Here is an 11,784-nt window from a genome sequence, read left to right as displayed (position 1 = left end):
CGGCAATCGCCGGCTTCGCGCCCTGGCGGGTCGATCTTTGCCCCGGGGCTCCGTCCCACCCGCGTCGATGGCTAACACCATCTTAACCAATTGCGCCGTATCGCTTCGCCGCAAAGGAAGCATGAGGAAATGGCACCCATGGTCGAGCGGCGGGACGAATTGGATTTCCAGGCGCGGTTGAGGCTCTTCGACCCGGAGGGCACCCTCGCCGCCGATTGTCGCGAAATCTGGTCGCTGATCGAAGACGAAAAGGCCGAAGTCGCCCGCCAGTTCTGGATCGAATATGCGCGCTGCCCCAATCTTCCGGCGCCGCTGGATCCGGCCAAGATCGAGGCGCTCACCCAGCGCATCCTTCCTTATGTCGAAGCCAAGTATCGCAACCTTGGCGATCCGGCCTGGGTCGAGATGGTCGGCGAATATGTCGCTTCCGCGACCAAGGCCGATGTCCCGCTGACGACCCTCTTCACCGGAATCGCCGCCGCCTCGAACAAGGGCCGCGAGATTGTCGACCGCAAGGTTGGCGACGATTGGGAACGGCGCGAACGGCTCGGCCATTCGGGCATGCGCGCCACCTTGCTCGAAGTCGACGTCTATACCGCCCATTTCGATCGGCTCCGCGCGATCGCCGAGCGTGACCGGCGAAGCGCCCAGGGTTCCGAGTTCAACAAGGAAATCATGAGCGTGGTCGAGCGCACCGCTTCGGGCGCTCGGCGGGTTCGGACCCAGACCGCCGAAGCGAGCCAGGCCGCCCGCGGCATGCTCGGCAAGACCTCGGAAGTGGCCGCGGCCGCGGAACAGTCGGCGGTGGCCATGCGCGAAGCGGCACAGACCGCGGCCGGACTGATCATGGCGATCGAGGAAGCGAGGAACGAGGTAGAGGTCGCCGCTGGAGTGGCGACTCGCGCCGGCGAACAGGCGTCCAAGGCGGTGAATGTCAGCCAGGCCCTGTCGGCTCATGTCGAGGCGATCGAATCCATCCTCGGGCTCATCCGCGACATTGCCGGCCAGACCAATCTCCTGGCGCTCAACGCCACCATCGAGGCGGCTCGGGCGGGCGACGCCGGCCGCGGCTTCGCCGTGGTCGCTCAGGAAGTGAAGAGCCTCGCCAACCAGACCGCCCGCGCCACCGACGACATCGCCACGAAGATCGCCGCCATCCAGAGCGCGACCCGGCAGACGGTGGAAGCGAACGATTCGATCCAGTCGACGGTCGAGGAAGTCCAGACCAGCGCCGACCGGATCCGCAAGGCGATGGAAATGCAGGCCCAGACGGTGACGATGATCACCGCCGCCGTCGACGAAACGGCACTTGCCGCCGATTCCATGTCCTCCACCATCGCCGCGATCCGAACCGACACGGAAAGCGTCGCCAGCGAGATCGACGAGGTCGAAAAGAGCTTCTCCGAGGTCGACGAGCAGATGGCGAAGTTCAAGGCCACGGCGGGACGGTTCGTCCAGACCTTCGCCGCCTGACGTCCCTCTTCCGGCCTCGACTCAGGCCGGAGTAGACAGAGCCGCTTCAACGCGGCGCTTCCACCTCGAACGCTCAGGCTCTATCGGGCCTGGCATGACCCATCCGCTCAACATTCTCGTCACCGGCGCGAGCCGGGGAATCGGCGCGTCGATCGCCGAAGCGCTTTCCGACCACAATGTCGTCGGCCATTCCACCCGGGGCGGCCAGGGATTGGCGGCGGCCGACCTGTCGGAGCCCGGCGCAGCGCTCGATCTGTGGGAGCAGGCGCTCGATCGACTCGACGGCCGGATCGACGTGCTCGTCAACAATGCCGGCGTGTTCGAAGCCGCGCCGCTCGACCTTTCCCATGAGCAGTGGCTGGCGCAGTGGGAACGGACGATGAGGATCAATCTCTACGCCTCCGCCGAGCTGTGCCGGCTCGCCGTGCTCCACTTCCGCGAGCGTGGCGAAGGCGGTCGAATCGTCAACGTCGCCAGCCGGGCCGCCTATCGCGGCGACAGCCCGGACCATTGGCATTATGCCGCCTCCAAGGGAGGAATGGTCGCGATGACGAAGTCGATCGCCCGCGCTTATGCCGGCGAAGGGATCTACGCCTTCACCGTCTGTCCGGGATTCACCGTCACGGGGATGGTCGAAGACTATCTCGAGAGCCGGGGCGGGATCGCCGCTCTGGGCGACCTTCCGATCGGCCGGCCGGCGACGACCGACGAGGTGGCGGAAACGGTGCGCTGGCTCGCGACCCAGGCTCCGCCGTCCGCGACCGGATCGGTGATCGACGTCAACGGCGCCAGCTTTGTCCGCTGAAGGCGTCCCGGGACCGCAGGGAACCTGGAAGGTCACCCTTCCCTGCACCAAGGCGGAGGCCGAAGCGCTTTCGGAGGATATCGCTCCCTTCGCCGAACTCGATTCCCCGCCCGTTCTGGTGACTCGGGAACCCGATCCTTCCACTCCGGACGCCTGGCAGCTGGAAGCCTATTTCGACTGCAGGCCGACAGCGCCGATGCTTCGGCAGATCCAGGCGCTGCTGCCGAGCGCGGCGACCGCGAAGCCGGTCGTCGAGCGGGTGGACGAAGCGGATTGGGTGAGCCTCAGCCAGCAGGGACTGGAGCCGATCCGGGCGGGACGATTTTTCGTCCACACGCCGTCCCGCCGAGGCGAAGCGCCGGCGGGCTCGCTGGCGTTCGAGATCGAGGCGGGACGCGCCTTCGGAACCGGCCAGCACGAAACGACGACCGGCTGCCTGATCGCCCTCGACCGGCTGAAGCGGGAAGGCGCGCACTTCGCCAATATCGCCGACATCGGAACCGGGACCGGACTCCTGGCCTTTGCCGGGCTCAGGCTCTGGCCCTCCGCCCGGGCGATCGCGTCCGACATCGATCCGGTGGCGATCGAAGTGGCGGCCGACAATGCCCGGGTGAATGCCATCCGCCTCGGCCTCGGCCCGGGGCAGATCGAGCTCGTCGTCGCGGCAGGGATGAACCATCGCCGGCTCCGCGCCCGAATGCCCTACGACCTCATCGCCGCCAATATCCTGGCCGGGCCGCTGATTGCCCTGGCCGAGGACATTGCCGGCGCTCTCGCGCCGGGCGGGCGGCTGCTCCTGGCCGGTCTACTGGAGCATCAGGCGCCGCGCGTCGCCGCCGCCTATCGACGCCAGGGAATGCGGCCGCTCTTCACCATCCGCCGAGGGGAGTGGCCGACCCTGGTGATGCGCAAGCGCCGCTGAACCGGAGCTCGAAGCTGGGGGGGGCAGGCTCGCGCTAGCGGCGACGGGCGCGTTCCTCATGGACGAAAGCGGCCACCGGGCAGCCGTCGACGGTGCGTCCGACGGCGAACAACAAGCGGCCGGGGGGCTGCCGGTCGAGCCGGGTCGAACCATAGCGCCGATCCTCTCCGGCGACCTGCTTCGGGATCGACTCGCAGCCGGCGGGATTTCGATAGACGTTCGGCGTCGCGAACAGCGGTTCGGATGGGTTGGAGCGCGGCTCCGGGGCCTGCGGTTCGGGCGCTGCCGACGCCGCCAGCGGCACCATCAGCCCGGCAAGAAGAAACGCGACCTTCATCGGACTTCCTCCTCCGCCCGATCCTAAGGAATCCATCCTGCACCGAAAATGAATTTGCGCCGGAGATCGGCCGCGTTACTTTGCATCGTCACATCGGGGACTTGGATGCGCAGGACGAAACAGATACTGGTCGCGGCGGCGCTGGCGACGACGGCCTTCTCCGCCCAGGCCGCGTCGGACGCCAAGCTGGCGGCACCGCTCCTGCCCGACGAATCCTGCCTCGATGGAAAGACGATCGCGAAACAGGCGGCTGGCGAGCAGCAGCCGCCGCCGGTTCTGCTCGACGGGCTCGGCTATGCCGGGCTCGAAGCGGACAGCGACAATCCTGAAGCGAAGGCCTGGTTCGCCCAGGGCGTCCGGCTGGTCTGGGCCTTCGACGAGGCGGAAGCGGTCCGCTCCTTCCAGCAGGCGCAGCGGCTCGATCCCGAATGCGCCCTGTGCTTCTTCGGCGAGGCCTGGGCACGCTCGCCCACCATCAACCTGCAGCCGCGCACCGAGGAACTGGCCGCGGCCCGGGCCGCGGCCGCCCGAGCGGTCGAGCTTGCCGATGGCCTCGGCGAGCGCGACCTGCTGCTGGTTCGGGCCATGGCTCTTCGAACCCGCGACGGCGAAAGCTTCAACCAGTCCGCCTATGCCGCCTTCATGGAGTCGGCCGCGCTTCGCCTGCCTCAGGACGACACGATCTCGATCATGGCCGCCGATGCCCGGATGCAGGTGTCGCAGGACATGCAGCCGGGCGCCTTGAGCCAGCGGCTGCTGGAGCGGGTGCTCGCGCGCAATCCCGGGCATGGCGGGGCCATCCATTTCTACATCCATCTCACCGACTGGATCGACCGCCAGCATCTTGCCGTGCCCCATGCCGATCGGCTGGCACGGATCGCGCCCAAGGCGAGCCACCTCGTCCACATGCCGTCGCACAGCTATTATGGAGTCGGCCGCTATGCCGACGCCGCCGCCGCGAACGTCGCGGCGATCGCCGCCGATCGCGACTATTCGGAGCGGGTCCGTCCACCCCGCTCGGCCTATCGTTACTATCTGAACCGTCACAACATGCATTTCGCGATCAACAGCGCGATCGCTCATGGCGATGGAGCGACGGCCGCGAGAGTCGCCGACCAGTATCGCCGCACCTATCTCGCCGGCGAGGTCGAGCCGGCGTCGCGGCTGCTCGGATCGGCCCTCTACTATGCCAGCGGCCTTCACGACGATGTCGACGAATTGCTCGCCCGGCCGACGCCCGCGCACGTCCTCGATCGGGTGATGCTCCATTATGCCCGCGGCGAAGCGCTCGCCCGCCGCGGCCATGCCGATCGGGTTCGCGCCGAGGCTCTCGCCATCGCGGCGCTTCGCGAGGGCAGCGACGCGCCGGCGCTCGGGCCGCGCGGAAGCGCTCTTGCCGAGATATTCCAGCATGTGATCGAGGGTCGGGCGGCGATGCTCGCCGATGATCCGGCGGCGGCGGCGATCGCCTATCGCAAGGCGATGGAACGCCAGCTTGCCGCCCGCTTCGGCAACGATCCGCCCCTTTTCTGGTATTCGGTTCGGCGCAGCCTGGCCGCCGCCCTGATCGCTTCCGGACGTTTCGAGGACGCGCGCAACCAGTTGTTCGCATCGCTTCGCCGCTGGCCCAACGATCCGCTGGCCCTTTATGCCCTGTCGCTGGCCGATCGCCGGCTGGGCGACGAGCAATCCGCCGATCGCAACCTCGCCCGCGCCCGCGCCGCCTGGGACGGGGAGGTCACGCAGGTCGCTCTCGCTCGGATCTGATCGGCGATTGGGCGCTGACAGGCCCGTCAGCGAGCTTTAGGCAGGAAGGACATGGGGCTTCTCTTCCTTCTCCTTCTTGGCGGGCTCGCCGCCCTCTGGCTTTCCAACGCCGCGCTGAAGCGGAGGATCGAGGCGCTCGAGCGCCGAGTGGAGGGGCTCGCCCCGAGCGGCCGCGGCGCTCAAGCGCTCGATCACGGAGGGACGGCGGCGATCGAGGCTCCCCCCTCAGCCGAGGGCCAACCGCAGAAGCAAGCGGAACCAGAGAATAAGCCGGAAGAAGGGGACACGCTTTCAGGGCTGTTCGAACGGCTCGTCGGCGGGCGGCTGCTGATCTGGACCGGAGGCGTGGCGCTGATCCTCGCCGCCATCTTCCTGGTCCGTTACTCGATCGAGATCGGGCTGATCACCCCCGAAATCCGGATGACGGCCGCCGGCCTCTTCGGCCTGCTTCTGCTCGGCGGCGGCGAATGGGCGCGCCGGAGCCGGAGCTTCGAGGAGGATCCGCGGGTTTCCCAGGCTCTGGTCGGTGCCGGCCTCGCCGTGCTCTATGCCACCATCTACGGCAGCCACATCCTCCACGCTTTCCTTTCACTGGCGACGGCTTCGACCCTGATGGTGGCGCTGACCGCCGCGGCGCTCGGACTTTCGCTTCGGCATGGCGCTCCGACCGCGGCGCTGGGGCTGGCGGGTGGGTTCGCGGTGCCGCTTCTGCTCGGGGAGCGGCTCGGAGCGCTGCCGCTGCTCGGCTATCTCGCCATGCTCGATCTTGCGGTGCTCGCACTGGCGCTCCGCCGCGGCTGGCTGTGGCTCGCCGTGATGGCGGTGCTCGGAAGCTTCGCCTGGACCTTCACGCTCCTGTTCGGGCCCGTCCCGGACGCGGTCGCGGCCGGCTGGTTCGTTCTGCTCCTGGGAATCGCCGCCGCCGCCCCGACCGCGCGAGCCGAGATCCAGGTTCCGGCGCTCACCATCGCCGCGCTCCAGATCGCCATGCTCATGCTTCGCGAGGATGTCGGGCCCGCGCCCTGGATCCAGTTCGCGGCGGCGGCAGCGGCGTCGGTCGCGCTCGCCCGGCTTCGCTCACTCGATCCCTGGGCGCCTCTCCTGGTCCTTCTGATCGGCCTCGTGCTGATCCCGCTCAGGGCTGCAATAGGCCAGGATCCGTTGCTGCCCCTGGGCACGGCGGCTCTCCTGCTGGTGTTCGGCGGCGGCGGACTGGCCGTGGCGATCCAGCGCCGCGACTCCTTCTGGGGAACGCTCGCCTGCCTCGGCCTCGCGGGTCCGGTCCTTGCGCTTCGCTGGTCGATTCCCGAATTCCTGCCGCAGGCGCTCTGGGCACTCCTCCTCGCCTTGCTCGCCGTCGGGCCAGCCTCGCTGATCGCGACCTGGCGTCGCCCGGGCGATACGGACAAGGGCGCGGCCAAGCTGCTGGCCGCTCTGACCGCCACTGGCTTGTGGACCCATGCCGCATCGGATCTGGTTCCGGAGGACGCCCTGTCGATCGCCTGGGCGGCGCTCGCCATCCTGCTGGTCGGGGCTGGCCTTCGACTCAAGGAGCGAAGCCTTCGGGTGGCCGCTCTCCTCCTCCTCGTGATCGCCGTTTCGAAGCTTTTCCTGGTCGACGCCGCGGCTCTGCAAGGCGTGCTCCGGATTCTCTCCTTCCTCGGCTTCGGAGTGGCCCTGATCGGGATCGGCCGGCTTTACGGTCCGATCGTTCGCGCAGGATCGGCCGCCGAAGCCCCGGCCCGCCGCTGAACCGTCCCGGAACGGCGCGGGCGCGATGCTTGCCATCGGGGCCGCCCCTGCCTAAATGCCCGGCTTCGGTCGGAGCGTAGCGCAGCCTGGTAGCGCATCACACTGGGGGTGTGGGGGTCGCTGGTTCGAATCCAGTCGCTCCGACCATCATTTTCGAAAGCCCTCCGCGTGGCGGGCGTTCGGAGTGGTCCATCCGGCCGGCGCTCCGTCGCTTCACCGGAAGTTTTTCCAGGTAGGACAAGATGTTCGAATCCCCAGCTTATGCCGCGAGCGGCGGCGCCGCATCCGGAGGAGCCGCAAGCTTCTTCGTCCAGATCTTCCCGCTGCTGCTCATCTTCGTCATCTTCTACTTCCTCCTGATCCGGCCGCAGCAGCGGCGGATGAAGCAGCACCAGCAGATGATCGCCGGAGTGAAGCCGCGCGATACCGCCGTCACCACCGGCGGGCTGATCGGCAAGGTCACCAAGGTCGACGAGAATGAGGTCGAGCTTGAAGTTGCGCAGGGCGTACGGGTTCGAGTCGTCAAGTCGATGCTGAGCGACATTCGCCCGCACGGCACCAAGCCCGCGAACGACTGACTCGGCAATGCTGGATTTTCCCCGCTGGAAGTTGGTGCTGGTCACGCTGTCGCTGGTCGTCGGCGTCTATCTCGCGATACCCAGCTTCCTCCCTGCGCAGGTCACCGATCGGATGCCGACCTGGCTTGCGCCCAAGGTCAGTCTCGGACTCGATCTTGCGGGGGGCAGCCAGATCATGCTCGAAGCCGAAACGAGCGGCGTTGCCCGCCAGCGGCTCGAGAATATGGAGGACATCCTCCGCCGCGAGCTCCGGCGCAACGACATCGCCATCGGCGAGGTTTCGACCGCGGACAATCGGCTGAGCTTCGTCGTTCGCAATCCTGCCCAGGCAGATGCCGCGGTCGAGATCGCCCGAGCCCAGACCCAGCCGTCCGGATTCAGCAACCAGCGCGAGTGGAACGTTGCGGTCGACAATAACCGGATCACGCTCACCCAGACCGAGGCCGGCCTGAACCAGGCGATCGACCAGGCGATGGACGTCGCCCGCGAAGTGATCGATCGGCGGATCAACGCGCTCGGAACGCTCGAGCCGACGATCATCCGGCAGGGTCGCGAGCGGATCGTCGTCCAGGTTCCGGGGCTCCAGGATCCGGAAGCGCTGAAATCGCTGATCGGCCGCACCGCCCGGCTCGAATTCAAGCTGGTCGACCTCAGCGCCACGCCCGAGCAGCTCCAGTCCGGCAGGGCTCCGATCGGAAGTCAGGTCCTGCCCTATCCGGAAGGCGGCGCCAACGGCCGGATCGCGGTCCAGCGCCGGGCGATCATCACCGGCGATCAGATCGCCGACGCCCAGCAATCGTTCGACCAGCAGACCGGCGCCCCGGTCGTCATCATCCGCTTCGACGGCACCGGAAGCCGGCGCTTCGCTCGGGTGACCCAGGAAAATGTCGGCCGGCCGTTCGCGATCATCCTCGACAATGTCGTTCTTTCGGCACCGAATATCCGGGAGCCGATCCTTGGCGGCTCCGCCGAGATCGAGGGCAATTTCACGGTCGAAAGCGCCAACCAGCTTGCCATTTCGCTGCGGTCCGGCCGACTGCCGGTCGATCTCACCATCATCGAGGAGCGGACCGTCGGCCCCGATCTGGGGCGTGACTCGATCCGGCTCGGGATCATCGCCATGGCGATCGGCAGCGGCCTCGTTCTCCTCTACATGCTGCTCACTTACGGCCGCTTCGGACTCTATGCCGACGTCGCCATCCTCCTGAACGTCGCCCTGATCCTCGGCATCCTGGCGATCATGCCCGCCTCGCTGACGCTCCCCGGAATCGCCGGCTTCGTCCTGACCGTCGGCGCAGCGGTCGACGCGAACGTGATCATCAACGAGCGAATCCGCGAGGAGCAGAGACGGGGGCGGAACGTCATGCAGGCGATCGAGCATGGCTACAAGGAAGCGCAGTCGGCGATTTTCGACGCCAACGTCACCAACGTCATCGCCGGCGTTCTGCTCTTCTATTTCGGTTCCGGACCGATCCGCGGCTTTGCCGTCGTGATGATGATCGGGATCGTCACCTCCGTCTACACCGCCGTGACCGTCACCCGGATGTTCGTGTCGCTCTGGCTGCGCAAGCGGCCGAAGGAACTGGTGATCTGATGCGTCTCCTCAAGCTCATTCCCGACAACACGAACATCGACTTCCTTCGCTGGCGGGGCCTGGCCTTCGTCGTTTCGGCTCTGCTCATCGCCGGATCGATCGCCCTGCTGACGATGAAGGGGCTGAACTTCGGAGTCGATTTCGTCGGCGGACAGATGATCCGCGCCACCTTTCAGCAGCAGCCGGAACTGGACGACCTGCGCGACCGGATCGGAGCGCTCGGCCATGGCTCCGCCTCGGTCCAGGAAAGCCGTTCGGGTCCGATCGAAATTGGCGGCTCCGCGGCCGGCGGCCATGAAATCCTGATCCGGATGGGACTTCCGGACCAAGGCGGCGACGCCGCCGCCGCGGCCGCGGCGACCGACGTTCGCCGTGCGCTGACCGAAGCCTATCCCGGGGTCCGGATCGATTCGGTCGAAACCGTCTCCGGCAAGGTTTCCGACGAGCTGTTCAAGGCCGGCGCTCTGGCGCTCCTGTTCGCAATGCTCGGCGTGACCATCTACATCTGGTTCCGCTTCGAATGGCAGTTCGCGGTCGGTGCGCTCTTCTCGCTGTTCCACGACGTCACGATCACGCTCGGCTTCCTGGCGCTGACCCAGCTCGAATTCGACCTCAACGTCGTTGCCGCGCTGCTGACCCTGATCGGCTATTCGCTCAATGACACGATCGTCATCTACGACCGGATCCGGGAGAATCTGCGCAAGTACCGCAAGATGGTGATCGGGCCGCTGATCAACCTTTCGGTCAACGAAACGCTTTCGCGAACCGTGGCGACCAACCTGTCGATGCTTCTGGCGCTGGGCTCGCTCTTCGCCTTCGGGCCCGAAGTGATCTTCAGCTTCACCGCGACCCTGGTCTTCAGCGTCATCATCGGCACCTATTCGACCACCTATATCGCGGCGCCCTGGCTGATCTGGCTCAAGGTCACTTCGGACAGCTTCCTTCCGAAGGACCCGGTCAGCCGGGCCGAGCGGGGGCCGCGCAACGAGAGCTATGGCGCCAAGGTTTGAGCGCACGCCCGCAGCCAGCGGACCGCTGGTCCGCGGCTTTTCGGAGGGCGGCTTCTCGGTCGACGGGCAGACCTATCGCGCCGTCCTGCTGACGCCGCAGGGCGCGGCCGAATGGCAGGCCCCGGCCCTTGCCGAGCTCGGGCTCGACCATCTCGGGCCGCTGCTTGCGCTCGATCCCGCCCCGGAATTCCTGATCCTGGGCACCGGCGCTTCGACCATCTTCCCGCCGCGCTCGCTGGTTCAGGCGCTCCAGCAGCGGGGGATCGGAATCGAAGCGATGGACAGCCGGGCCGCGGCCAGGACCTGGGGACTGCTTCGCTCCGAAGAAAGATGGATTGCTGCAGCGATCATGCCGCTCTGACGAGCGAGCGCAGATGATCGACGAGCTCGTCGCTGTTCCTCTGCCAGCTGAAGGACAAAGCCGAGCGCCGCACCCTTTCCTGAGGCGGCGGCTCGACCAGCAACTCGCGAACCGCCCGGGCGATCTTCTCGGAATCGCGCGCCACCAGCCGCCCGGCCGAGCGCTCGGCGATCACCTCGCGCGCGCCGCCGACGTCGCAGGTCACGACCGGGGTTCCGCAGGCGAGCGCTTCCACCCAGACATTGGCGATGCCTTCGAACGCGCTGGGCTGGACCGCCACGTCGGCCGCCGCCAGCAGGTCCGGCAGCCGCTCATGGGGCACCGCTCCGAGGAATCGCACCCTGCCCTCCAGTCCGGCCGTCTGGACGAGCCGTTCGAGCGCGGATCGGTCCGGCCCGTCGCCGACCAGGAGCAGGGTCGCGCCCGGGACATGGCGAAGCGCCTCGATCGCGAAGCTTTGCCCCTTGCGGGGAATCAGGGCACCGGCGGTCACCAGTAACGGCCCACCGGTTCCCAGCGCGGATTTCGCCGCTTCCCGGTCGACCGGGCGGAACCGGTCGAGGTCGATCCCGGTGCGATGAACCCGGATGCTCCGCTCCGGCATTCCGAGCCTCGCCATGTCCTGTTTCAGCGCCTCGCTGACCGCCAGCAGCCCGTCGGCACGGCGCCCCGCCTCGACGATCTGGGTGCCGATGCCGCGGCGCGATCCCCAGTGCTCGATGTCGCTCCCGCGCGCCTTGATCGAACAGGGAACCCCGATCGCGCTCGCAAGCTCCACCGCCGCCGGACCGTCCGGCCAGAAGAATTCGGCGTCGATCACGTCGAAGGGGAAACGCCGCCGCATGTCGCGGAGCAGCGGCAGCAAGGCTGCCGCCAGCGATCCCGCCATCGCCCGCTGCCCCCAGCCGGGCCAGGTTCGGAAACGGGGCCGGTGAACGGTCAGGCCTTTCCATTTCTCGAAAGGCGGCAAGCTTTGCGCGGCGGCATAATGGGGATGAAGCGCAAGCGGCCAGGCCGGACGCCCCAGCGGCGAGACGACCTCGACCTCGACATCCGGCTGGGCGGCGAGACCGAGCGTCTGGCGTTCGACGAACACTCCCAGCGTCGGCCGGAGCGCATGGGGGAAAAGGGTCGACAGCGTAAGCACTCGAAGCATTGGTCGGGCCCTAGCATCTTCGGCCTGAC

Annotated in this window: 11 protein-coding genes and 1 tRNA gene; 10 read left to right on the top strand and 2 right to left on the bottom strand. The window is 67.5% G+C overall.

Annotated features, from left to right (window positions below):
• The first annotated feature begins 129 nt into the window (after positions 1-129).
• The 3 genes from ACRYLT_RS08085 (at position 130) to ACRYLT_RS08075 (ending at position 3,200) form a co-directional block, all read left to right on the top strand.
• Positions 130-1,473 carry a methyl-accepting chemotaxis protein gene (locus tag ACRYLT_RS08085; protein ID WP_482663573.1) on the top strand — a complete coding sequence of 448 codons (1,344 nt, stop codon included), beginning with the start codon at positions 130-132 and terminating at the stop codon, positions 1,471-1,473.
• Positions 1,474-1,567: 94 nt separating this feature from the next.
• Positions 1,568-2,278, top strand: a complete 711-nt coding sequence (locus ACRYLT_RS08080; RefSeq protein ID WP_482663572.1) for an SDR family NAD(P)-dependent oxidoreductase — start codon at positions 1,568-1,570, stop codon at positions 2,276-2,278.
• Positions 2,268-3,200: a 50S ribosomal protein L11 methyltransferase gene (locus ACRYLT_RS08075; protein ID WP_482663571.1), complete on the top strand. Its 933-nt coding sequence runs from the start codon at positions 2,268-2,270 to the stop codon at positions 3,198-3,200. Before ACRYLT_RS08080 ends, ACRYLT_RS08075 begins: the two co-directional genes overlap by 11 nt.
• Positions 3,201-3,234: 34 nt before the next feature.
• Here the strand turns inward: ACRYLT_RS08075 and ACRYLT_RS08070 are convergent, their stop codons facing one another.
• A complete protein-coding gene (locus ACRYLT_RS08070; RefSeq protein ID WP_482663570.1) occupies positions 3,235-3,537 on the bottom strand; it encodes a hypothetical protein in 303 nt (100 codons plus the stop codon).
• A gap of 105 nt (positions 3,538-3,642) precedes the next feature.
• On the opposite strand from ACRYLT_RS08070, the gene ACRYLT_RS08065 reads away from it, so the two are divergent.
• From ACRYLT_RS08065 to ACRYLT_RS08035, 7 genes are all read left to right on the top strand, one after another.
• Positions 3,643-5,304: a hypothetical protein gene (locus ACRYLT_RS08065; protein ID WP_482663569.1), complete on the top strand. Its 1,662-nt coding sequence runs from the start codon at positions 3,643-3,645 to the stop codon at positions 5,302-5,304.
• Positions 5,305-5,355: 51 nt separating this feature from the next.
• Positions 5,356-7,056 (top strand): DUF2339 domain-containing protein, encoded by a 1,701-nt coding sequence (locus ACRYLT_RS08060; RefSeq protein ID WP_482663568.1) that lies wholly within the window; start codon positions 5,356-5,358, stop codon positions 7,054-7,056.
• Between the two features lie 70 nt (positions 7,057-7,126).
• Positions 7,127-7,203: transfer RNA gene (locus ACRYLT_RS08055), tRNA-Pro, on the top strand.
• Positions 7,204-7,298: 95 nt separating this feature from the next.
• Positions 7,299-7,634, top strand: coding sequence for a preprotein translocase subunit YajC (gene yajC / locus ACRYLT_RS08050; protein WP_482663567.1), 336 nt, complete (start codon positions 7,299-7,301; stop codon positions 7,632-7,634).
• 7 nt (positions 7,635-7,641) lie between these two features.
• Positions 7,642-9,228, top strand: a complete 1,587-nt coding sequence (gene secD / locus ACRYLT_RS08045; protein ID WP_482663566.1) for a protein translocase subunit SecD — start codon at positions 7,642-7,644, stop codon at positions 9,226-9,228.
• Entirely contained in the window at positions 9,228-10,238 is a 1,011-nt protein-coding gene (gene secF / locus ACRYLT_RS08040; RefSeq protein WP_482663565.1) for a protein translocase subunit SecF, read from the top strand. Before secD ends, secF begins: the two co-directional genes overlap by 1 nt.
• Positions 10,222-10,599 carry an Mth938-like domain-containing protein gene (locus ACRYLT_RS08035; RefSeq protein ID WP_482663564.1) on the top strand — a complete coding sequence of 126 codons (378 nt, stop codon included), beginning with the start codon at positions 10,222-10,224 and terminating at the stop codon, positions 10,597-10,599. The genes secF and ACRYLT_RS08035 overlap by 17 nt, the downstream gene beginning before the upstream one ends.
• Here the strand turns inward: ACRYLT_RS08035 and ACRYLT_RS08030 are convergent.
• On the bottom strand, positions 10,586-11,755 hold the full coding sequence (locus ACRYLT_RS08030) for a glycosyltransferase (protein WP_482663563.1): 1,170 nt from the start codon (positions 11,753-11,755) through the stop codon (positions 10,586-10,588). The two genes, ACRYLT_RS08035 and ACRYLT_RS08030, sit on opposite strands and share 14 nt — an antisense overlap.
• Positions 11,756-11,784 lie beyond the last annotated feature (29 nt).

This window comes from Sphingosinicella sp. SM1-17, from assembly GCF_056821765.1.
The sequence above is the reverse complement of the archived record's forward strand: the minus strand, read 5'-3'. Positions and strand labels throughout refer to the sequence as shown.

Bases quoted from the DNA above. Each gene is read 5' to 3' on its own strand.
- ACRYLT_RS08085 (WP_482663573.1), top strand. From the start codon at position 130: ATGGCACCCATGGTCGAGCGGCGGGACGAATTGGATTTCCAGGCGCGG.
- ACRYLT_RS08080 (WP_482663572.1), top strand. From the start codon at position 1,568: ATGACCCATCCGCTCAACATTCTCGTCACCGGCGCGAGCCGGGGAATC.
- ACRYLT_RS08070 (WP_482663570.1), bottom strand. From the start codon at position 3,537: ATGAAGGTCGCGTTTCTTCTTGCCGGGCTGATGGTGCCGCTGGCGGCG.
- ACRYLT_RS08065 (WP_482663569.1), top strand. From the start codon at position 3,643: ATGCGCAGGACGAAACAGATACTGGTCGCGGCGGCGCTGGCGACGACG.
- ACRYLT_RS08060 (WP_482663568.1), top strand. From the start codon at position 5,356: ATGGGGCTTCTCTTCCTTCTCCTTCTTGGCGGGCTCGCCGCCCTCTGG.
- yajC (WP_482663567.1), top strand. From the start codon at position 7,299: ATGTTCGAATCCCCAGCTTATGCCGCGAGCGGCGGCGCCGCATCCGGA.
- secD (WP_482663566.1), top strand. From the start codon at position 7,642: ATGCTGGATTTTCCCCGCTGGAAGTTGGTGCTGGTCACGCTGTCGCTG.
- secF (WP_482663565.1), top strand. From the start codon at position 9,228: ATGCGTCTCCTCAAGCTCATTCCCGACAACACGAACATCGACTTCCTT.
- ACRYLT_RS08035 (WP_482663564.1), top strand. From the start codon at position 10,222: ATGGCGCCAAGGTTTGAGCGCACGCCCGCAGCCAGCGGACCGCTGGTC.
- ACRYLT_RS08030 (WP_482663563.1), bottom strand. From the start codon at position 11,755: ATGCTTCGAGTGCTTACGCTGTCGACCCTTTTCCCCCATGCGCTCCGG.